This window comes from Metapseudomonas resinovorans DSM 21078 (assembly GCF_000423545.1).
Classification (GTDB): Bacteria; Pseudomonadota; Gammaproteobacteria; order Pseudomonadales; family Pseudomonadaceae; genus Metapseudomonas; species Metapseudomonas resinovorans.
Map to the genome: position 1 here is coordinate 253,231 of NZ_AUIE01000002.1, position 21,389 is coordinate 274,619.

General features: G+C 64.6%; 19 protein-coding genes. 12 read left to right on the forward strand and 7 right to left on the reverse strand.

Annotated elements, in window-relative coordinates; genetic code table 11:
• The first annotated feature begins 62 nt into the window (after nt 1–62).
• From uvrD to G559_RS0103745, 3 genes are all read left to right on the forward strand, one after another.
• Nucleotides 63–2,243: a DNA helicase II gene (uvrD, locus tag G559_RS0103735; RefSeq protein ID WP_028626967.1), complete on the forward strand. Its 2,181-nt coding sequence runs from the start codon at nt 63–65 to the stop codon at nt 2,241–2,243.
• Nucleotides 2,244–2,456: 213 nt separating this feature from the next.
• Nucleotides 2,457–3,032 carry a TetR/AcrR family transcriptional regulator gene (locus G559_RS0103740; protein WP_028626968.1) on the forward strand — a complete coding sequence of 192 codons (576 nt, stop codon included), beginning with the start codon at nt 2,457–2,459 and terminating at the stop codon, nt 3,030–3,032.
• 124 nt (nt 3,033–3,156) lie between these two features.
• Entirely contained in the window at nt 3,157–4,017 is an 861-nt protein-coding gene (locus G559_RS0103745) for a Tim44 domain-containing protein (RefSeq protein WP_028626969.1), read from the forward strand.
• 195 nt (nt 4,018–4,212) lie between these two features.
• On the opposite strand, the gene G559_RS0103750 is transcribed toward G559_RS0103745, so the two are convergent.
• Complete coding sequence (locus G559_RS0103750) at nt 4,213–4,677, reverse strand: aminoacyl-tRNA deacylase (RefSeq protein WP_028626970.1); 465 nt, start codon at nt 4,675–4,677, stop codon at nt 4,213–4,215.
• A gap of 134 nt (nt 4,678–4,811) precedes the next feature.
• Complete coding sequence (locus tag G559_RS0103755) at nt 4,812–5,264, reverse strand: GNAT family N-acetyltransferase (protein ID WP_028626971.1); 453 nt, start codon at nt 5,262–5,264, stop codon at nt 4,812–4,814.
• A gap of 119 nt (nt 5,265–5,383) precedes the next feature.
• On the opposite strand from G559_RS0103755, the gene G559_RS0103760 reads away from it, so the two are divergent.
• A complete protein-coding gene (locus G559_RS0103760; RefSeq protein ID WP_028626972.1) occupies nt 5,384–5,791 on the forward strand; it encodes an SMI1/KNR4 family protein in 408 nt (135 codons plus the stop codon).
• Nucleotides 5,792–5,849: 58 nt separating this feature from the next.
• On the opposite strand, the gene G559_RS0103765 is transcribed toward G559_RS0103760, so the two are convergent.
• A complete protein-coding gene (locus G559_RS0103765; protein ID WP_028626973.1) occupies nt 5,850–6,512 on the reverse strand; it encodes a GntR family transcriptional regulator in 663 nt (220 codons plus the stop codon).
• A 269-nt stretch (nt 6,513–6,781) separates the two neighbouring features.
• Here G559_RS0103765 and G559_RS0103770 point away from each other — a divergent pair, with 269 nt between their 5' ends.
• The 4 genes from G559_RS0103770 (at nt 6,782) to G559_RS0103785 (ending at nt 11,124) form a co-directional block, all read left to right on the forward strand.
• Entirely contained in the window at nt 6,782–8,173 is a 1,392-nt protein-coding gene (locus G559_RS0103770; RefSeq protein WP_028626974.1) for an aspartate aminotransferase family protein, read from the forward strand.
• An 88-nt stretch (nt 8,174–8,261) separates the two neighbouring features.
• A complete protein-coding gene (locus tag G559_RS0103775; RefSeq protein WP_028626975.1) occupies nt 8,262–9,629 on the forward strand; it encodes a glutamine synthetase family protein in 1,368 nt (455 codons plus the stop codon).
• Nucleotides 9,630–9,739: 110 nt separating this feature from the next.
• Nucleotides 9,740–10,534 (forward strand): substrate-binding periplasmic protein, encoded by a 795-nt coding sequence (locus G559_RS0103780; RefSeq protein ID WP_028626976.1) that lies wholly within the window; start codon nt 9,740–9,742, stop codon nt 10,532–10,534.
• 107 nt (nt 10,535–10,641) lie between these two features.
• Nucleotides 10,642–11,124 carry an acyl-CoA thioesterase gene (locus tag G559_RS0103785; RefSeq protein ID WP_028626977.1) on the forward strand — a complete coding sequence of 161 codons (483 nt, stop codon included), beginning with the start codon at nt 10,642–10,644 and terminating at the stop codon, nt 11,122–11,124.
• A 1,493-nt stretch (nt 11,125–12,617) separates the two neighbouring features.
• Here G559_RS0103785 and G559_RS0103795 read toward each other — a convergent pair.
• From G559_RS0103795 to G559_RS0103805, 3 genes are all read right to left on the reverse strand, one after another.
• Nucleotides 12,618–13,088: a copper chaperone PCu(A)C gene (locus G559_RS0103795; protein ID WP_028626978.1), complete on the reverse strand. Its 471-nt coding sequence runs from the start codon at nt 13,086–13,088 to the stop codon at nt 12,618–12,620.
• A gap of 61 nt (nt 13,089–13,149) precedes the next feature.
• Complete coding sequence (locus G559_RS0103800) at nt 13,150–14,523, reverse strand: PepSY-associated TM helix domain-containing protein (protein WP_028626979.1); 1,374 nt, start codon at nt 14,521–14,523, stop codon at nt 13,150–13,152.
• Nucleotides 14,524–14,611: 88 nt separating this feature from the next.
• Entirely contained in the window at nt 14,612–14,995 is a 384-nt protein-coding gene (locus G559_RS0103805) for a DUF2946 domain-containing protein (RefSeq protein WP_028626980.1), read from the reverse strand.
• 196 nt (nt 14,996–15,191) lie between these two features.
• Here G559_RS0103805 and G559_RS29540 point away from each other — a divergent pair, with 196 nt between their 5' ends.
• Together G559_RS29540 and G559_RS0103815 are read left to right on the forward strand one after the other, a co-directional pair.
• The gene (locus G559_RS29540; RefSeq protein ID WP_051246382.1) at nt 15,192–16,727 is read left to right on the forward strand and encodes a GGDEF domain-containing protein; all 1,536 of its coding nucleotides are present in this window, start codon (nt 15,192–15,194) and stop codon (nt 16,725–16,727) included.
• 48 nt (nt 16,728–16,775) lie between these two features.
• Nucleotides 16,776–17,180: a DUF3301 domain-containing protein gene (locus G559_RS0103815; RefSeq protein ID WP_028626981.1), complete on the forward strand. Its 405-nt coding sequence runs from the start codon at nt 16,776–16,778 to the stop codon at nt 17,178–17,180.
• A gap of 91 nt (nt 17,181–17,271) precedes the next feature.
• Here G559_RS0103815 and G559_RS0103820 read toward each other — a convergent pair whose 3' ends face one another.
• Nucleotides 17,272–18,150: an alpha/beta fold hydrolase gene (locus tag G559_RS0103820; RefSeq protein ID WP_028626982.1), complete on the reverse strand. Its 879-nt coding sequence runs from the start codon at nt 18,148–18,150 to the stop codon at nt 17,272–17,274.
• 111 nt (nt 18,151–18,261) lie between these two features.
• On the opposite strand from G559_RS0103820, the gene G559_RS0103825 reads away from it, so the two are divergent.
• Together G559_RS0103825 and G559_RS0103830 are read left to right on the forward strand one after the other, a co-directional pair.
• Entirely contained in the window at nt 18,262–20,016 is a 1,755-nt protein-coding gene (locus G559_RS0103825; RefSeq protein ID WP_028626983.1) for an ATP-binding protein, read from the forward strand.
• 2 nt (nt 20,017–20,018) lie between these two features.
• The gene (locus G559_RS0103830; RefSeq protein WP_028626984.1) at nt 20,019–21,356 is read left to right on the forward strand and encodes a sigma-54-dependent transcriptional regulator; all 1,338 of its coding nucleotides are present in this window, start codon (nt 20,019–20,021) and stop codon (nt 21,354–21,356) included.
• The last annotated feature ends 33 nt before the right edge of the window (nt 21,357–21,389 follow it).

The window sequence follows — 21,389 nt, forward strand, 5'->3', positions numbered from 1 at the left end:
CGCCCAGCTGACCATCCGGTCATCAGTTTGCCCTCCCCCGTCCACCTCCCTAGAATGCCGCGATGCGCGACGATCTCTCCCTCCTTCTGAACTCCCTCAACGACGCTCAACGCCAGGCCGTAGCGGCCCCGCTGGGGCGTCAACTGGTGCTTGCCGGCGCCGGTTCCGGCAAAACCCGCGTGCTGGTGCACCGCATCGCCTGGCTGATCCAGGTGGAGCAGGCTTCACCGCATTCGCTCCTGTCGGTGACCTTCACCAACAAGGCCGCCGCCGAGATGCGCCAGCGCATCGAGCAATTGCTGGGGATCAACCCGGCCGGCATGTGGGTCGGCACCTTCCACGGCCTGGCGCACCGCCTGTTGCGGGCCCATTGGCAGGAAGCCGGCCTGGCCGAGAACTTCCAGATCCTCGACGGCGACGATCAGCAGCGACTGGTCAAGCGGGTGATCCGCGACCTCGGCCTCGACGAGCAGCGCTGGCCGGCACGCCAGGCCCAGTGGTTCATCAACGGGCAGAAGGACGAGGGCATCCGCCCGCAGCACATCCAGGCCGGCGGCGATCTGTTCCTCGGCACCATGCTGAAGATCTACGAAGCCTACGAGGCCGCCTGCGCGCGCACCGGGGTGATCGATTTCTCCGAGCTGCTGCTGCGCGCCCTCGACCTCTGGCGCGACCGCCCGAGCCTGCTGGAGCACTACCAGCGGCGCTTCCGCCATGTGCTGGTGGACGAGTTCCAGGACACCAACGCCGTGCAATACGCCTGGCTGCGCCTGCTCGCCAAAGGCGGCCAGAGCCTGATGGTGGTGGGCGACGACGACCAGTCCATCTACGGCTGGCGCGGCGCGCGGATCGAGAACATCCAGCAGTTCTCCAGCGACTTCCCCGACACCGAGGTGATCCGCCTGGAGCAGAACTACCGCTCCACCGCGGGCATCCTCAAGGCCGCCAACGCCCTGATCGCCAACAATCAAGGGCGCCTGGGCAAGGAGCTCTGGACCGAGGGCGAAGAAGGCGAACCCATTGGCCTGTATGCCGCCTTCAACGAGCACGACGAAGCCCGCTATGTGGTGGAGAGCATCGAAAGCGCACTGAAGGACGGCATGGCACGCAGCGAGATTGCCATCCTCTACCGTTCCAACGCCCAGTCGCGGGTGCTGGAAGAGGCCCTGCTGCGGGAGAAGATTCCCTACCGCATCTACGGCGGCCAGCGCTTCTTCGAGCGCGCCGAGATCAAGAACGCCATGGCCTACCTGCGCCTGCTCGACGGCCGCGGCAACGATGCCGCGCTGGAGCGGGTGATCAACGTGCCGCCACGCGGCATCGGCGAGAAAACCGTGGAGAACATCCGCGAGTTCGCCCGCGTCAATGAAGTCGCGATGTGGGAAGCGATCCGCCTGATGCTCGCCAACAAGGCCCTGCCTGGCCGCGCCTCCGGCGCCCTGGCGGCGTTCATGGAGCTGATCGAGAACCTTGCCGCCAAGGCCCTCGACATGCCCCTGCACCTGATGACCCAGACCGTCATCGAGCAGAGCGGCCTGGTGGCCTACCACAAGGATGAGAAGGGCGAGAAAGGCCAGGCCCGGGTGGAAAACCTGGAAGAACTGGTCAGCGCCGCCCGTGCCTTCGAGAACGAAGAGCCCGAGGACGGCCTCACGCCGCTGCAGGCCTTCCTCAGCCACGCCTCGCTGGAGGCCGGGGAAACCCAGGCCGACGCCTTCGAGGACAGCGTGCAGCTGATGACCCTGCACAGCGCCAAGGGCCTGGAGTTCCCGCTGGTGTTCCTGGTGGGCATGGAAGAAGGCCTCTTCCCGCACAAGATGAGCATGGAAGACCCGACCCGCCTGGAGGAAGAACGCCGCCTGGCCTATGTCGGCGTCACCCGCGCCATGCAGCGCCTGGTGCTGACCTACGCCGAAACCCGTCGGTTGTACGGCAGCGAGACCTACAACAAGGTCTCGCGCTTCGTTCGCGAGGTACCGCCGCAGCTGATCCGTGAAGTGCGGCTGAACAACAGCATCAGCCGTCCCATGGGTGCCGGCAGTCGCCACGGTTCCATCTTCGATGGCGCCGCCGTGCCGGAAACGCCCTTCTCCCTGGGCCAGCGCGTCCAGCATGCGCTGTTCGGTGAAGGCACCATCCTCAACTTCGAAGGCGCCGGTGCCCAGGCACGGGTGCAGGTGAAGTTCGAGAGTGAGGGCAGCAAGTGGCTGATGCTGGCCTACGCCAAACTGCAGCCGCTCTGAGCCGACAATCGCCACGATCCGCTGTGGGGGCGAATTCATTCGCTGTGCAGGCCGCAGGCCTGCCCTGAGGCCCTTGGGACAGCTACGCTGTCCTTCGCGAATGAATTCGCCCCCACAAGAGCAGCCGCCACCCCCTTCGGCATTACCCTCCGCCCGTCCGATGCCCCTGCCGCCTCCTTTCGCTTGGCCATACTGAGTGGCGGAGGTACGTCCATGCCCCGCTCTCCCAGCGCCCAGCACATACTCGATTGCGCCCTGAACCTGGCCGACACCTGCGGTTGGGAGCGGCTGCACCTGTTCGAGGTGGCCAACGAACTCGGCGTCGGCCTCGACGCCATCGCCAAACACTACAAACAGAAGGACGACCTGGTGGAGGCCTGGTTCGACCGCGCCGACCAAGCCCTGCTGGAACGCGGCAAGGGCAGCGACCTGCCGGCCCTGAACGCGGAAAAGCGCCTGGAAGAACTTCTTATCGCCTGGCTTGGCGCCCTGGCGCCGCACCGCTCGGTGACCGGGCAGATGCTGCTCTACAAGCTGGAGCCCGGTCATTTCCATTTGCAGGTGCTGGGCCTTTTGCGGGTCAGTCGCACGGTGCAGTGGTGGCGCGAAGCGGCACAGCGGGAAACCCTGCATCTGTGTCGCATCGCCGAAGAAAGCCTGCTGACTGGCGCTTACCTGCGCACCTTCATCCACTGGCTGCGTCACCCCATGGAAGACGAGGCCGACTTGCGCGCCCTGTTGCGCCAACAATTGCGCTGCGGCCCGCTGGTATTCCTGCTGCGCAGATGAACGGCATGCCCGGAAAAGGCCGACGGAGCTGTCCGACAAAATCCCGAAACACTCTGCCCCTAGCTATCGCGCGACTGACTGTGCAGCATGGCGCGCGTGGATTCATAACCAAGAGAAGCCTCTGATGCGCCGATTTCTCAGTATTGCCCTGGCCCTCTGCGTCAGCCTGACGCTCAGCCTGGATGTCAACGCCGCCAAGCGTATGGGTGGCGGCAAGTCCTTCGGCTCCGCGCCGACCCACCAGACCCGCCAGGCAGCTCCCGCCCAGCAAACCCCGAACGCCGCTGCCCCTGCTGCAGCCGGCAAAGCCGCCGCCGCGAGCGGTGCTTCCCGCTGGCTCGGCCCGCTGGCCGGCATCGCCGCCGGTGGCCTGCTCGCCTCCATGTTCATGGGCGACGGCTTCGATGGCATGCAGATCTTCGACTTCCTGATCATCGGCCTGATCGCCTTCCTGATCTTCCGCTTCCTGGCCGCACGCAAACGTGCCCAGCAGCAGGGTCAACCCGCCATGGCCGGCCATGCGCCGTTCCAGCGTGAAATGCCGCAGATGCCGCAGCAACAGCCGGCGTCGATCTTCGGCAGCGCTGCCCCGGTCGCCCAGCCCGCCTTCAATGCCCCGAGCTGGTTCAATGAGCAGCGCTTCGTCGAAGCCGGTCGCGAACACTTCATGGCCCTGCAGCAGCACTGGGACGCGGCCGAGATGGACAAGATCGCCGAGTTCGTCACCCCGCAGATGCTGAGCTTCCTCAAGGAAGAACGCGCCAGCCTGGGCGACGCCTACCAGTCCACCTACGTCGAAAACCTTCAGGTGCAACTGGACGGCATCGACGAACTGGCCGACAAGACGGTCGCGACCCTGACCTTCAACGGCGTCTCCAAGTCTTCCCGCTTCGACCAGGGTGAAGTCTTCAGCGAAAGCTGGCGCATGGAGCGCGTCAACGGTGACAACCAGCCTTGGCTGGTGGCGGGCATCCGTCAGAACTGATCGCTTCTGCAATGAAAAACCCGGGCTTGTCCCGGGTTTTTCATTTCACTGATGGCGACCGCCACCCCTGCGCCAGCGCCGACGCGCAAGGGAGCGGCGGAACCAGAAGGGCGGCGGAATGGGCGGTCGAACGCCCTTGAGCTTCTTCATGATTCAGCGAGCCAGCGCTTTTCCGAAGCGCAGCCGATCATCGCCCTAATGGCAGAGCTCGCAGACTTCGGCATGGGGCACCAGCTTCAGATACTCATCCATGCGCATGTGCACCAGGTTCTGGTGGTCGCCGGCTTCCAGGTAGATGTCACGTTGCCGGGTCAATTGCGGGTCCACCAGCATGTTCATGCCATAGAACTCGCCAAGGGCCGGCACGGCGCCCAGTTCGCAGTCCTTGAACAGACGGGATAGATCGGCTTCGTGGGTGAGTTGCCAGATCTTGGCATCCTTGCGCACCTTGCCCATGTCCAGATGGCGGCTGGCAGGCACCACTGCCATGAGGAAATGGCCTTGGCGATCGTCGAGGATTACCGTCTTGGCCAGACGCTCGGCGGGGATATTGGCGACGCGTGCCGACTCCAGACTGGTGGCCGAGTGCGGGTGTGGCACCAGATCGAATTCGGCATGGGCACGCTCCAGGCTGCGCTGCAGGGTTGCGGCCATTCGCATGTTGCACCTCCTGTGGATAACCAGGGATCGGAGGCTGCCTCGGGCAGCCGGATCAGTGCACAAAGTTTAGCCAGCGTGTCCGGACGGGCTGAAGCAGTTGGTGCTGAACAGGGCCGCCATTAGCAGCCTCGGGCCTAAGCGCGGCGCATGCCGATATGAGGAATGCCGTCGTCGAGGTACAGGTCGGTCACCGGCAAGAAGCCATAGCGGCCGTAGTAGCCCTGCAGGTGCGCCTGGGCGGAGAGGTACACCGGCATGCCCGGCCAGCGCTTGGCGGCTTCGTCCAGGGCCCGTTCCATCAACCCGTGGCCCAAGCCGCGGCCACGTGCCTGGGCGGCACTGACCACCCGTCCGATCACTACGTCGCCGCCCTGGGTGGCCGGGTCCAGTAGGCGCAGGTAGGCCAGGAGCGTGCCCTGTTCCCAGGCCATCACATGGCAGGTGCCGGCTTCCAGGTCCTGGCCGTCGACATCCAGGTAGGGGCAGTTCTGTTCCACCACGAACACCTGGCAGCGCAGGGCCAGAAAACAGTAGAGCTCGCGGGTATCGAGTTCGCTGTGGTGCTTGCAGGACCAGGTGATCGCCATGATGGGGGCCTCGACAAACGGATTGGCAACAGAATGTCCGCCACGTTACGACAAGGCTTTTTTCTTCCCAAGCCCGGCTACTGTATAAAGCGCATCCCAATGCATGAGGGCCTGTCGCCATGGAAGAAGTCATCGAACAACTGCGCGAACTCAACGAGCCAGTGCCGGTTCCCCTGGAGCTGCCGGACGAAGAGCAGTTGGTGGAGATCGAGGAGCAGCTGTTGATCAACCTGCCCTTCGAACTGCGCGAGTTCCTGCTCAAGGTCAGCGACGTGATCTACGGCCGTCTGGAGCCGGTGACGGTCACCGACCCGCAATCCCACACCTATCTGCCGGAAGTCGCCGCCGTCGCCTGGGACCTGGGCGTACCTCGCGACCTGGTGCCGCTCTGCCAGGACGGCCGTGACTACTACGTGGTCGATGGCGAAGGCGAAGTGGTGCTGTGGGACGGCGACGAAGGCGAGCTCACCGACGAGAGCTGGGACTCTGTCTGGCACTGGGCCCGGGACGTCTGGCTGACCAGTTGACCGACGACGCTCATGCCCCACGGAAGCGAGTCAGACTCGCTCCCGCGGGAAAGCGTCATCAGCCGCTGCGGGCCTGGGCGAAGTCCAGTTCCAGCAGGTTGAGGAGGAATTGGCCGAAGTAGGAAAGATCCTGCTCGATAGCAACGCGCGCGGCCTTGCCGTCGCCCGCCTGCAACGCCTTGAAGGCGTCCTCGTGGAAGTCGTTGAGACGCAATGACAGGTCCGCCTCGGTGAACAGGCGATTGAAGAAGGGGCCGACCTGCAGCCAGAGCGTTTCGATGGTCCGCAGCAGGATGGGGTTGCCACAGGCGCCGTAGAGCACCCGGTGGAACCGGCTGTTGTCGGTCAGGTAGCCCTGTACGTCGCGTTGTTCGATGGCGATATCCATGCGCTCCATGCACCCCCGCAGGACATCCAGCTCATCGCGGGAGAGCTGGCCCGCGGCCGCTTCTACGGCCATGCCCTCCAGCGCCATGCGCACCTGGAATATATGCTTGAAGCGTTCACGGGTCATCGGCGGCACGCGCACCGAGCGCTGTGGCTCGCCCTCCAGGGCTCCTTCAGCCACCAGGCGCTGCAAGGCGGCGCGTACCGGCATCGGGCTGGTGCCCCAGGCAGCGGCGAGATCGCGGATCTTCAGGCGCTCACCGGGTTTGAACTGGCCTGCCAGCAGGCCCTCGCGTAGTCGTTGGTAAAGCTGTTCCTGCAGGTTCTCGGCCATGGGCATATCACCGTGCAAGGGCCGGCGGCGCCGGCAGTTGGTTCAGGGTCAGGCTGCAGTTACGCATGGTTTTGGTCGCCTTCTGTTGTGGGTGGTTGCCTGGACCACGGGGCGGATCCGGACCAGAGGAGGCTTTCCCTCCGGCCTTTCGCTCTATCCTGTGATCACAAATCGGGTTTCACGTTAAATTTCAGCGCCTTTTTTCGCAAGTCTTGACAGAATTGTGATCACAAAACACGATGTGCAGAAATTCGAACGAGGTGTTCAATATGACTGCCAGTGGAATCAGCCAAGCCGCCGTGGAAACCTTCGCCGCCCGCGAGCGCACCCGCTTCCTCGAGCGCAACCCGAAATCCGTCGCACTCGCTGAACGCGCGCACAAGTCCCTCTACGCCGGCGTGCCGATGCACTGGATGGCCGACTGGTCCACGCCCTGCCCGCTGTTCGTCGAGCGCGCCAAGGGGGCCCGCTTCTACGACGTCGATGGCCACGAGTACATCGACTTCTGCCTGGGCGACACCGGCACAATGTTCGGTCACTCGCCGGACCCGATCGCCCGCGCCATCGCCGAGCAGGCCAACAACGGCCTGACCACCATGCTGCCGGGCGAGGATGCCGTGGTTTGCGGCGAGCTGCTGGCCCAGCGCTTCGGCCTGCCCTACTGGCAGGTGACCGCCACCGCCACCGACTCCAACCGCTATGTGCTGCGCTGGGCCCGCGCCATCACCGGACGCAAGACCCTGCTGGTGTTCGACGGCTGCTACCACGGCACCGTGGACGACGTGATGGTGCGCTGCCGCGATGGCGAGACCGTGCACCGCTCCGGTCTGGTCGGCCAGGCCTACGACCTGACCCAGCACAGCCGCGCCGTTCCCTTCAACGATGTCGAGGCGCTGGAAGCCGCGCTGGCCCAGGGCGACGTCTGTGCCCTGCTCTGCGAACCGGCGATGACCAACATCGGCATGGTCCTGCCCGATCCGGGCTTCATGCAGAAGTGCCGCGAGCTGACCCGCAAGTACGGCAGCCTGCTGATCATCGACGAGACCCACACCATCTCCACCAACATCGGCGGCTGCACCCAGCTGTGGAACCTCGACCCCGACTTCTTCGTGGTCGGCAAACCCATTGCTGGCGGCGTGCCTTGCGGCATCTTCGGCTGCAGCGCGGAGATGGCCGACAGGATGCTCGCCTCGCGCAAGCAGGCCCAGCAGGACAGCCATGGCCACGGCCACAGCGGCATGGGCACCACCCTCTCGGCCAACGCCCTGGCCATGCACTGCATGCGCGCCAACCTCGAACAGGTGATGACCCAGGCGGCCTACGACCACATGCTGCCGCTGGCCAAACGCTTGGCCGACGGATTCCGCAGCCTGATTGCGAAGCACGCCCTGAAATGGTCGGTGACCGAACTGGGCGCACGTAGCGAATTCCAGTTCTGCCCGGTGTCGCCGCGCACCGGCGCCGAGGCCGAAGCGGCCTTCCACGATGAGCTGCAGATGGCCCTGCACCTCTACCTGATCAACCGCGGCATCCTGATCACGCCGTTCCACAACATGACCCTGTGCTGCCCGGCCACCACCGCCGCCGACGTAGACACGTTGATTGCCACCCTGGACGAGGCCATCACCGAACTGCTGGCGATCCCCGGCGCCCGCGAATGATCCGTAGGGTGGATGACGCTCTTTTCATCCACCAATACCCAACCCCGGTGGATGGATGAAGCGCCCTCCACCCTACGCGAGAACGACCATGCAATTCGCCGATCCCCAGGAAGCCCGCGACTTCCTCGAACGCCACCCCGAAGTGCGCAGCATCGAACTGATGCTGATCGACGCCAACGGCATCCCCCGCGGCAAGCTGCTGCACCGTGACGAGCTGCTGCCGATCTTCGAGAACGGCCGTCCGCTGCCCAGCTCCATCCTCTCGCTGACCATCCAGGGCGAGGACGTCGAAGCCAGCGGCCTGGTCTGGGAAGTCGCCGACGCTGACTGTTGGACCTACCCGGTGCCCGGCTCGCTGACCCTGCAACCCTGGCGCACTACACCCACCGGCCAGGTGCAGGTCAGCATGCACCCGACCCAGGGTCTGCCGGCCACCCCCGGCGATCCGCGCCATGTGCTGGCCCGTACCATCGAGCGCCTCAAGGCCGACGGCTACCACCCGGTGATGGCAGTCGAGCTGGAGTTCTACCTGCTGGACAAGCGCCGCGATGCCAACGGCCGTCCACAGCCGGCGCTGCAGATGAATGGCGTGCGCCCGCAGGCGCCACAGGTCTACGGCGTCTACGAGCTGGAACAGCTGCAGCCCTTCCTCGACGACCTCTATGCGGCCTGCGAGGCCCAGGGTCTGCCGGTGCGCACCGCCATTTCGGAGTACGCCCCCGGCCAGTTGGAGCTGACCCTCGAACACCGCTTCGACGCACTCCAGGCGGTCGACGAAGGCATTCGCTACAAGCGCCTGGTGAAAGGTGTAGCCAACAAGCATGGGCTGGTCGCCTGCTTCATGGCCAAGCCCTTCGGCGACCTGGCCGGCAGCGGCCTGCACATGCACGTGAGCCTCGCCGATGAGCAGGGCAACAACCTGATGGCCAGCGAGGACCCGCACGGCACCCCACTGCTGCGCCACGCCATCGGCGGCATGATGGCCACGCTCAACGACACGCTGGCGATCTTCTGCCCCAATGCCAACTCCTACCGTCGCTTCCAGGCCAACAGCTATGCACCGCTCGCCAAGAGCTGGGGCGTGAACAACCGCACCGTGTCCTTCCGCGTGCCCGGCGGCCCGGCCAAGAGCCGCCATGTCGAGCACCGCATCTGTGGTGCCGACGCCAACCCCTATCTGGCTGCCGCCGCGATTCTCGCCGGTATCCACAAGGGCATTCGCGAGCAGATCGATCCGGGCGAGCCCATCGCCGGCAATGGTTACGAGCAAGCCAGGGAAACCCTGCCCACCGACTGGCTGACCGCCCTGCGCAATCTGGAGCAGTCGACCTGGGCCAGGGACGCCCTGGGCGAGGACTTCCTGAAGATCTTCCTCGCCATCAAATGGGAGGAGTTCCGCCAGTTCGTCAGCGAAGTGGGCGAGCAGGACTGGCGCTGGTACCTGACCCACGCCTGACGCCGGACTCGCGGTCCAGCGAAGCGCCCGGCCAGCTTGGCCGGGCGCTGAAGTTTGCCCGCCCGCCTGCTAGGCTCATCGGCATCCTCATCTCGTTCCGGGCCCGCCCAATGAAAGCTGCGATCCTCGCGCTGCTGTTGATGGCTCTCGGCGTCTGCCAAGCGGAGCCCTTGCGCGTAGGCCTGGAAAGCCAGGACTACCTGCCTTACTACCGGGCACTCCCCGGCAAGCCGGCTGAAGGCTATGCCATCGCGCTTCTGCAGCGCTTCGCCATCGACCAGGGCCTGGCCCTTGAGCTGGAAGCCCTGCCGATCAACCGCCTGCACCGCAATCTGCAAACCACCGACCGGTTGATGCTGGTGTTTCCCGACAACCCCGCCTGGTCGCGCCAGCTCAAGGGCGATGCGCGCCTGTATTACAGCCGACCGATCATCCGCATCGTCGACGGCAGCCTGGTGCTGCGCGAGCATCTGGGCCGGGGCATAGACGCGGTACGACGCCTGGGCACCGTACGCGGCTTCACCCCCGAGGCCTGGCAGGACCGCCTGCGCGACGGCCAGGTGCACTTGGTGGAGGCCAGCGATATCGGCGCGCTGGTACGCATGCTGCTGCGCCTACGCATCGACGCCATCTATGCCAACCCGGAAGTGCTGCACCACTACCTGGACGCGAACACCAATCTGGGTGGCGATCGCTTGCTGCTGGACCCGGAACTGCCACTTGCGAAGACCGCGTTCCACGCCAGCAGCCTGAAGCATCCGGAGATACTGGAAGCCTTCGACCGCTTCCTGATCGAGCAGAGCGAGGAGCTGGCCCAGTTACGCAGGCAGCACGGCTTGGCCTGCGGTCCCAGCGACCTGGCGGAGGAATACCCGGCCTGCCAGCAGCCCGATGCCGCGCCCTGACCGCGCGGTTATCCACAGCCCGCACGGCGTTACGTGATTATCCCCTGTAGCGCCCAGGCGCCAGCCTGCGTCTATCTCAGACCGCCCCCACTACCGACGAGGCCAGCATGGAACCCGGAACCGCACATCTGTCGATGACCGTCTTAATGACCCCGGACATGGCCAACTTCTCCGGCAACGTCCACGGCGGCACCCTGCTCAAGTATCTCGATGAAGTCGCCTACGCCTGCGCCAGCCGCTATGCCGGGCGCTACGTGGTCACCCTGTCGGTGGATCAGGTGATCTTCCGCGAACCCATCCATGTCGGCGAGCTTGTGACATTCCTCGCCTCGGTGAACTACACCGGCAACACCTCCATGGAGGTGGGTATCAAGGTGGTCACCGAGAACATCCGCGAACGTTCGGTCCGCCATACCAACAGCTGCTTCTTCACCATGGTCGCCCTGGACGACGAACGCCGCCCGGCACAAGTACCGCCCTTGCAGCCAGAAACCACGGACGAGAAGCGCCGATTCGCACAAGCCCAGCAGCGCCGCCAGATTCGCCAGGAGCTGGAACAGCGCTATCAGGAAATGCGCGAGGGCAACTGAGCCTTCGCGTTCCACACTGCTCCCCAAAATCAGTGGAAGGGCCTGTGGATAAGGTGTAGACCAACCTCCAGGCCCCGCACCACGTGTGCTTTACCACTAGCAGGCTATTTTCTGAGCATTTTCAATCACTTGCCTTGTGCGTTGCACACAGATGCTGTGCAGCAGATTGTGGATAAGCTGTTCGGACACTTCGCTATCCCCCGCCAGCCGGGCCTTTTCAGGAGTTGATCAACTTCTGATCAGGTTTCGCGCCCCCGCGAAGCACGCGCGGCTGCTGCCTTCTTCTTCGGGCGAAAATGCCCATCACAGAGCCTTTTCCCCCAGTTCCGGTGGATGCCTCTGTGGATAAGATGTCAATGGATGTACAGGGGCCAATCCTGGCGCAGCTTTCCACTGTCTGGACATTTTTCGAGCAAAATCATAGGGATAACTCGGTCATTGCGCACAATATCTGTGCAACCATCTGTGGATAGCTTGTGCGGACAATGCTGCAGGTCACGGATGACGAGGCCTCCATCGAGATGATCACTTTCTATCCAGCTTGAAGCTGGCAAGGCCCCGCTGTGCATAAAGCGTTGCATCGCCTTTCCTGTAGGAGTGAGTTCATTCGCGAAACCTGGCCAGGACACCTTGGCTTGGCGGGCAGTCTTCCATAAAGGTGGCGAATGCCAGAGATCTGTTCACAGGGAACAGGTGCTTTTACCCAAAATCCGTGGACTCATCTGTGGATAAACTGTAGTTCGACCTCCAGGAAGCAAGCCCGACGCGGCTTCTCAGCTACTGTGCGTTTTTCGTTCTATTTCAATCACTTGCGCTATGCATTGCGCACATTATCTGTGCAGGTATCTGTGGATAAGCTGTTCAGGCATCGCTGCAGGCCAGTACTGGTGCATATTCCAGCCATCTGATCATTCCCTGACCAGTCCCGCCCCCGCGGCTACGCCGTCGCATGGAGCGCCCAGCTACTGGTAAGTAACCCACAACCCCGTGAATGGTTTTCCACGTTTGTACCCAAATCGCGTGGATGGTCCTGTGCATAAGATGTCCATGGATGGCTGTAAGCCAGATGCGGCGCAGGTTTCCGCCAATTGAGCATTTTTCATGCAATTTCAATGACTTACACAGACGGCTGCACACAATATCTGTGCAGCCAACTGTGGATAAGCTGTGTGGGCACGGCTGTATCCCCCGACGGGCGTGGCCTGCATGAAAATGATCAATAAACGATCAGGTGCCCTGAACCAGACTTATCCCCCGCAGCAGCCGCAAACCGACATGCCTCCAGGTTCAGTGGTACCGGCCGGGAAGTTCGGCGCGCTCTGGATCTGCGCCACGTTGCAGAGGCTCTGGCTGAAACGGATCTCGTGGAAGACCGCATTGGCGTTCTGGTCGAAGAGGGTATCGCCACCACCCGCCAAACCAGGCCACCGAGCGGTTGCTGTGGATAACTGGGCGCGCGAAGGTGCGGGGCCGGACGGCCCCGCAGGTAGCAATCAGTGCTGGTGCTCGGCGTTACCGGCCGGCGCCTCCTTCTCCACATGGATTTCCACTTCCAGGTCGCCCGCCTTCTGGAAGTGCAGGGTCATGGGGAACTTGTCACCCGCATTCAACGGCTGCTTCAGACCGAACATCATCAGGTGATAGCCACCCTGTTCCAGGCGCACTTCGCCACCAGCGGGAATGTCCAGGCCGCCGGGAACCTGCTGCATCTTCATCAGGCCGTCCTTGTGCAGGTGCTCGTGGACCTCGGTCTTGCCGGCGCGGGCGGTGTCGGCACCAAGCAGCTTGTCGGCCTCCGCACCCTTGTTGTGGATAACCAGGTAGGCGGCGCCATTGGGAGATACCGCGGGCACGGCCAGGGCCCAGGGATGTTCGATGTGCAGGTTGCCCGTGTCGTACTCATGGGCTGCCAGGCCACCGGAAAAACTCAGCAGGGCTCCGAAGGTCAGCAGGGTCTTGCGCATTGTTTGAACTCCATTCGAAAGGGATAGTGACGCCCGCCTCCGGGCGGGCGCAGATCGGGTATCAGCCCGTAACGGCACGGCTACCGCCGAAGCGGGACAGCACCAGCCAGTCCAGGGCCCAGATAAGCAGCAGCGAGATTCCCACCAGTGGAAATGCCGCACCCAGCACCACCATGATGCCCACGGCGGTTTTCCACAGCGGCAGCGAATGAGGCAACGGCGGCACGCCGAAACGCCCTTGGGGACGGCGTTTCCACCACATCACCAGACCGCTGACGGCACTCAGCAGGATCAGCAGGCAGACGCCGAACATCAGCAACTGGTTGGCCAGCCCGAAGAACTTGCCTTCATGCAGTACCACGCCCATCTCGACGCTTTTCGCGACCACACCGTAGTCCTTCCAGCGCACGTCGGCCAGCACCTTGCCACTGTACTGATCGATGTGCAGCGTCGCATCGTTGCGCGGGTCATCGGCGAACACGGCGATGGTGAACACGCCGGTCGCATCCGCCGGCAGCGTCACGCTGTAACCCGGCACCACGCCTCGTTCGTTAGCGGTATCCACCACCTGCTGCAGGCCTATCTGTCCGGAGGTGCTGGTCATTTCACCGGCTGCGTGGCCCTTGTGGGCGGCATGGGGATCGGACACTGGCATTGGCGTGTTTTCCATCGCCCAGGCCACTGTCTGGTCAGAGGCACTGTTCAGGCTGCGGGCCTGCTGGTCGGATTTGGGCACCTCGTTCCACATGGCGGCCGGGAAGCGGTTCCAGACGTCGGCAAAGCGTTCTCCCCAGTAGCCGGTCCAGGTCATGCCGGTGAGCAGCATGAACAGCAGCAGCAGGGAACCCCAGAAGCCGGTCACCGCATGCAGGTCGCGCCAGAACAGCCGTCCGCGATTGGCCAGGCGCGGCCAGAACACGCCGCGCATGCCCTGGCCGCGTGGCCACCAGAGGTAGAGCCCGGACACCACCAGGACAATGCCCCAGCCAGCGGCCAGCTCGATCAGGCGATCACCCCAGGTGCCCACGAGCAAAGTGCCATGCAATGAACGAGCAACCGCCTGGAGGTTGTACTCGGCATCCTGCGTGCCGAGCACCTTGCCGCTGTAGGGATCGACGAAGACGTTCTGCTTGCTGCCATCGAGGCTGGCGACGAATTGCGCGCTATGGCTGTCATCGACTGGCGGCAGGTACTGCGTGACCTTGGCCTGTGGATAAACCTGCAGGAGCTTTCCCAGTTGCTGATCGGCGGCCAGCGCCTGCCCGGCAGGCTGGACCCGCATCAGGTCGCTGTAGAGCAGATTGTCCAGCTGGGGTTTGAACAGGTAGATGCTGCCGGTGACCGCCAGCATGATCATGAAGGGGATGACGAACAGCCCGGCATAGAAATGCCAGCGCCACGCCAGGTTGTAGAAGGAGACCGTGCTCTTCGACATTGTCGTGCTCCCGGATGAGCCAATGGTCCGCGCGCACAGCGGGCTTGCCGGAGCCTGTGCGAGAAATGCGGTAACGGGGTTGCTTGGATCAGGCGAGTGCAGCGGGGGGAGCGCGGGTCAGGGCACCGGGAAAGATTGCCCGGGAGCCATGGCCAGCCTGGGTCGCCGCGATCGGCACCGGGAGGGCGAGGTCAGTCAGGACCAGCCCGTGCAGCGCATTGGGGCTGAGGGCCGGTGAGTTGAACAGCAGAGTGCAGTAGCCGCACTTGGCCCAGGACATCTCGTGGCTGGGCATGGATGGCTCATGGCTGGGCGCACTGTGGTCAGTGGCGCAGGCCAGTTCGTCCATCCACGCCGGCGCTCCACCCGGCCCCATGTCCCGAGCCTGGGACACCAGCGGACCGACGAACAGCAGCAGCATGGCCAGAAGGCCAAGCCAGGCGCCGCGCTGTCGTGCTCTGCCGTGGGTCACTGGGAAGGTTCCATGCCGGTCTGCCGGGGGGGGGGGGCGCCTATGCTAGCCAAGCCCCTGCCTGGGTAGAAGCCTAGTCGCTGGGGCAGAAGGCCGCAGGCCGAATGCGCCGCATTTCCAACCGTTTGGCCGCAAGACAGCTGCACCTGGCGGTGCCAGAATCCTCGCGTCGGATACCAGGCCCGGGAGGGCCTCGATGGAAACCCTCTATTTCTCCCCCATGCTGCTCGGGCTCAACCTGATGCTCGCCAGCGCCGTCGCCTGCACCGCACTCTGGTATTTCTCGCGGCCCTACCGGGGCCCGGGATTCTGGATGGCCGGCGCCTGGACCCTGATTCTCGGCATCCTGCTGTTCATGGGCTTCATGGCCAGCGGCAGCCCGCTCCTGAATGTGCTGGGCAACGCCACCCAACTGGCAGGCGAAGCCATCCTGCTGCTCGGCGTGTTCCGCTTCCTGGGCCTGCGTCCGCCTTACTGGACGGTACCGGCCAGTGCCGGCGCCATGGCCGTGGTGAACTGCTGGTACTGGATCAGCCCGATCAATACCGAGCTGATGGTCGCCCTCTATGCCGCCATCGGCGGTGCCCTGCCGCTGCAAGCGTGCCATGTGCTCCTGGCCGAACGGCGCGAGCCCGCGCTGCGCAGCGTACGGCTGTTTGTCGGCATCACCTTGCTGGGCTATGCGCTGGTCACACTGCTGCGCGCGGCCATCGGCGTGCATGACTGGCTGCAGCAGGTGGAACATCAGGATGTCACCCGCTCGGTGAGCTACCTGCTGCCCTACAACTTCGGCATCCCGCTCTGGGTCATCGCCCTTGTGGGCCTGGCGCTGATGACCATGCGCCGCATCCTCCTGGACAGCCAGCGCCATGCCCGCGAGGCCGAGGCTAGCGCGCACCGCTTCGAGCGCCTGATGGGTGTCGCCAACGCCGGCATGCTGGTGGTGGAGGACGGCCGCATCCTCGATGCCAACCCGATGCTCGAACAGCTTTTCGCCCAGCGCCGGGAGGAACTGCTCGGCCAGCCCCTGTCCCAACTGGTCGGTGAGGCCGAGGTACCGCTGCTGGCCAACCTGCTACGGCAGGCCGATGGCCGCCCGCACGATATCGAGGCGCGGCGTGGAGACGGCGGCGATTTCCCGGCTGAACTGGCCATAGCCTCTCTGGACGAATCCCAGCAGCGCCTGGTGGAGATCCGCGACGTCAGTCATCGCAAGGCCCTGGAGCGCCAGCTGCTGCACCTTGCCACCACCGATCCACTCACCGGTGCCCTCAACCGCCGTGCCTTCGAAGAACGTGCCGAACAGGAACTGCAGCGAGCGCGGCGGCAGAGTTCGCCACTGTGCCTGGCGCTGCTCGACCTGGACCACTTCAAGCAGATCAACGACCGCCATGGGCACCAGGTAGGAGACGACGTACTGCGTCAGTTCAGCCGGCTTTGCCAGCAGCAGGCGCGACGCACCGACCTCTTCGCCCGTTATGGCGGCGAGGAATTCATCTTCCTGCTGCCGGACACCAGCGCCGATTCCGCCCACCACCTGCTGGAGCGCTTGCGCATCGCGCTGCAAGGTCTGGAGATCGCCGCGCCTGGCGGTCCCATCCGGGTCAGCGTGAGCATCGGCCTGGCCAGCGTCAGCGCCAATGACGACTTGCACCACCTGCTGGGTGTGGCCGATGCAGCGCTCTACCGTGCCAAGCAACTGGGACGAAACCGCGTCGAAATGGCCAGCTGAAAACCTCCTTGGATGGTTTAAGCTTGGGCCTATCTTTCTGGAGTCATCATGCTGAGCCTGGCTGACGTTTTCCTGCTGATGTTGTTCGCCGCCGGTGCAGCCTGGCTGTGGCGCGGCCATGGTGTGCGCGAGCGTGCCCTGGCCTTGGCCAAACAGCACTGCGCCCGGCTCGATGTGGAACTGCTGGATGGCAATGTCGCCTTCCGCCGCCTGGCGATGGTGCGCGACGGCAAGGGCAATCGCCGTCTGGCACGCGTCTATGACTTCGAGTTCACCGTCACCGGCGAGCAGCGCCTTACCGGCAGCATTCAGATGTTCGGCAACCACCTGGGCCGCATCGACGTCGAGGCCCACCCGTTCAAGGCCGAACCCCAGCTCGATGACAAGGTTATCCACATGAACGAGTGGCGGCGTAGCCATCCCAAGCCGGATGAGCAGCGCCGGGTGGATTGAACCGCACCTGGCTCATCCGATAACAGGCAGCCCGCCCCGTGGCGCCGCATTCTGTGGATAACATCCCACCAGTCGTACTCGCAGTCATCGCTCAAAGCGCACGCAGCAGGAACTCGACCGTGCGTTCGGCGCTGGCCTGTGGATATTCCTGCATGAAGCAGTGGCCGCCCTCCACCACCTGGGCACTGACATGGCCGTTGAGGGCGGTCAGGCGCGCCACCGACTTGGCCACGAAGGGGTAGCTGTGCTGGCCGTGAAGAATCAGGGTAGGCGTGACGATGCGGCCCAGGGACGGCCACAGGCGTTTCGGGAAGGAACTGAAGATTTCCGCCTCGCGGCTCGGCCGGCACTTCAGCTCGACGCCGTTATCCACAGCCTTGATGGCGTGGTCGACGTAACCCTGCAGGGCCTCCTCGGTCCAGCCCTTGAAGATGCCGCGTCCGTGCAGGCCGCTCCATGCGGCCTGGCGGTCGGCCCAGTGGTTGCGTCGCGCTCGCGCGCGGCTGGCCATGGTGGTGCGGCGGTGCAGGCCGAGGACTTCGGAAAAGGCCATCACGCCGATCATCGCCGGGGTGAAGATCACCGGATCGAGCAATACCGCACGGCTGAACAGCTCGGGATGGCGGGCCAGGATGAGGCTGCTCAGTACACCACCGAAGCTGTGCCCAACCGCCATCCGCGACACCTCGCCGAACTGCCCGCGCCCGCACTCGAACGCTTCCACCGCCAGTTCGGCATTACGGTTCCAGCCGAGGAAGCGGCCGCCATGGTCGCTGTCACCGTGGCCCTGGATATCGCAGAGCCAAAGGTCGAAATCCTCCGCCAGTGCCTGCAGCAAGGGCGTGTAGGTGCGACCGCAGAAACCATTGCCATGAAGGAAGTGCAGGAGCGGCTTGCCGGAGGCCGGGCTGTGCCAGCCCCGCAGGGTGAAACCGGCGGAAGTCGAGTGGGACCAAGGGATCAACTGCATCGAACGTGCCTCGAAATGTCTGCGCGAAGTGTATCCGCTGACATGCGTCGAGAGCAGTGGCCATAGCCGGCCGTGATATCGTCGCCGCCTCTGACCTGCGGACGCCACGACTTGATTTCCCGCTCCCTGCGCATCGCCCTGCTGATCCTGCTGCTGCTCGCCGGCTTGTTCCTGGCGATGCATCTGGCCGGCCGCCAGGCGGAGCGCCAGGCCCTGCGCGATGAAGGTGAGCAGGCTCGCGAGCAACTCACGCTCTACGCCGGCAGCCTACGCACCCTGATCGACCGCTTCCGCGCCCTGCCCGCCGTGCTGGCGCTGGACCCAGAGCTGCGGGGCACGCTGGCCGGGCCTGTGGATAAACACGAGCAGCAGCTGCTCAACCTCAAGCTCGAACAGATGAACCGCGCCGCCGGTTCCACCACCCTGGAACTGCTGAACCGCGATGGCCTGGCCGTGGCCGCGAGCAACTGGCGCCTGCCCACCAGCTTCGTCGGCCACAACTATGGCTTCCGTCCATACTTCGCGGAGGCCCGGCGCCATGGCAGCGGCCGCTTCTACGCGGTGGGCGTGACCAGCGGGATTCCTGGCTACTTCCTCGCCAGCGCCGTGCGCAGCGTCGACGAGGTCTTTATCGGCGCCATCGTGGTGAAGCTGGAATTCCCCGAGCTGGAACAGGAATGGGGGCAGCGATCGGACATCATCCTGGTCAGCGACGCCCGAGGCGTGGTGTTCATCGCCAACCAGCCAGGATGGCGCTACCGGGAACTGCAGCCGATCTCCGCCGAGGGCCGCGCCGAGATGGCCATCACCCGCCAGTACGACAAGCAACCCCTGGCTCCACTTATCCACACTACGCGCATCGACTTCGGCGAAGGCAGCCGACTGGTCCAGGTCGAAGGGCCGAACGGTCGCGCCGACTACCTCTGGGAAAGCCTGCCGCTGCCCAGTGAAGGCTGGACCCTGCACCTGCTGCGCACGCCGCAGGAGGCGGCCGGCAGCGCGCGTGCCGCCAGTCTGGCCGCCGGTGGCGCCTGGCTGGCGCTGTTCTTCCTCGGGCTGTTCCTGCACCAGCGCTGGCGCCTGGCGCGCATCCGCCAGCGCAGCCGGGAGGAGCTCGAACAACTGGTGGAGCAACGTACCGCCGCCCTGCGCACCGCACAGGACGGGCTGATCCAGGCCGCCAAGCTGGCGGCCCTGGGACAGATGTCCACAGCCCTGGCCCATGAGATCAACCAGCCGCTCACTGCACTGCAGATGCACCTGGCCAGCCTGCGCCTGATGCTCGACAGCGGCCAGCTGGAGCAAGCGCGCAAGGCGCTGTCCCGCCATGAAGAGCTGTTGCAGCGCATGGCCGCGCTAACCGGCCATCTCAAGACTTATGCACGCAAGACCCCCGGCGGCCTGCGCGAGTGCCTGGAACTGGGCAGTGTTGTGGATAAGTCCCTGCAGCTGCTGGCGCCCAATCTGCGCGATGCCAGGGTGCAGATCAGCCAGGAGCTGAACACGCCGGCCTGGGTATCAGGCGATGCCATCCGCCTGGAGCAGGTACTGGTCAATCTGCTGCGCAACGCCCTTGACGCCGTGGCCGGCAAGCCAGACCCGAGATTGTGGATAACACTGCGCCGCGAAGACGGCCACTGGCTGCTTGAAGTCGCCGACAACGGCGGCGGCATCGCCGAAGCGGATCTGCCACGGGTCTTCGACCCCTTCTTCACAACCAAACCGGCGGGTGCCGGCCTGGGAATCGGGCTGGCGGTGTCCTACGCCATCGTCCATGAATTGGGCGGCACCCTGAGCGCCGCCAACCAGGGCGAGGGCGCATTGTTCAGCCTGCGCCTGCCTGTGGATAAAGCCAGAGAGGAATAGCCATGACAGCCCAGGTGATCTTCGTCGACGACGAAGCGGCCATCCGCGAAGCCGTGCGAGAGTGGCTGGAGCTATCCGGCTTCGAAGTGCGGGTGGAATCCAGCGCTGAGGACTGCCTGAAACGCCTTGATGCCGATTTCCCCGGGGTAGTCGTCAGCGACCTGCGCATGCCCGGCATGGACGGCATGGCCCTGCTGCAGGCGGTGCAAACGCTGGACCGCGAACTGCCCTTCCTGATGGTCACCGGTCATGGCGATGTGCCCCAGGCAGTCGAAGCCATGCGCCTGGGCGCCTATGACTTCATCGAGAAACCCTTCACCGCCGAGCGCCTGCTGGACAGCCTGCGCCGCGCCCTGGAAAAGCGCCGGCTGGTCCAGGAAAACCGTCGTCTTCGCGTGCAGGCGGAATTCAAGGACCAGCTCGATGGCCGCCTGCTTGGTGTTGCCCGCCCCATGGCGCAACTGCGACGTCAGGTGCTCGACCTCGCCACGACACCCGTGAACATCCTGCTGCGCGGCGAGACCGGCTCCGGCAAGGAAATGGTCGCGCGCTGCCTGCACGACTTCGGCCCCCGCGCCGGTAAACCCTTCGTGGCACTGAACTGTGCGGCCATCCCGGAGAATCTCTTCGAGAGCGAACTGTTCGGTCATGAAAGCGGCGCCTTTACCGGCGCCCAGGGCAAACGCATCGGCAAGATCGAGCACGCCCACGGCGGCACGCTGTTCCTTGACGAGATCGAAAGCATGCCCCTCGCCCAGCAGGTGAAGCTGCTGCGGGTTCTGCAGGAACAGCGCCTGGAGCGCCTGGGCTCGAACCAGAGCATTGCTGTGGATATCCGCGTGGTCGCCGCCACCAAACCGGATCTGCGCGAGGAAGTCCGCGCCGGGCGCTTCCGCGAGGACCTGCTCTACCGCCTGAACGTGGCCGAACTGCAGTTGCCACCGCTGCGCGAGCGGCGTGAGGACATTCCCCTGCTGTTCGAGCACTTTGCCCGCCAGGCGAGCGAGCGGCTGAGCCGGCCACAACCGACCCTGACACCGGCCGAGCTGGCGCAACTGCTGGCCCACAACTGGCCAGGCAACGTGCGCGAATTGGCCAACGCCGCCGAGCGCCACGTACTTGGGTTATCCACAGGCCAGGCAGAGCGCCAAGGCGAACCCTCCCTGGCCGACCTGATGGAAGCCTACGAAGCGCAATGCCTGCGCCAGGCCCTGGCCCGGTGCCAGGGCGACATCAAAGCGGTGATGACCTTGCTGCAACTGCCGCGCCGCACCCTCAACGAGAAGATGGTCCGCCACGGCCTGGAGCGCAGCGAGTTCCTCCCGGTCGCCGACGATTGACCTCACCCTACACGTGGAATTTCGCCATCGGCG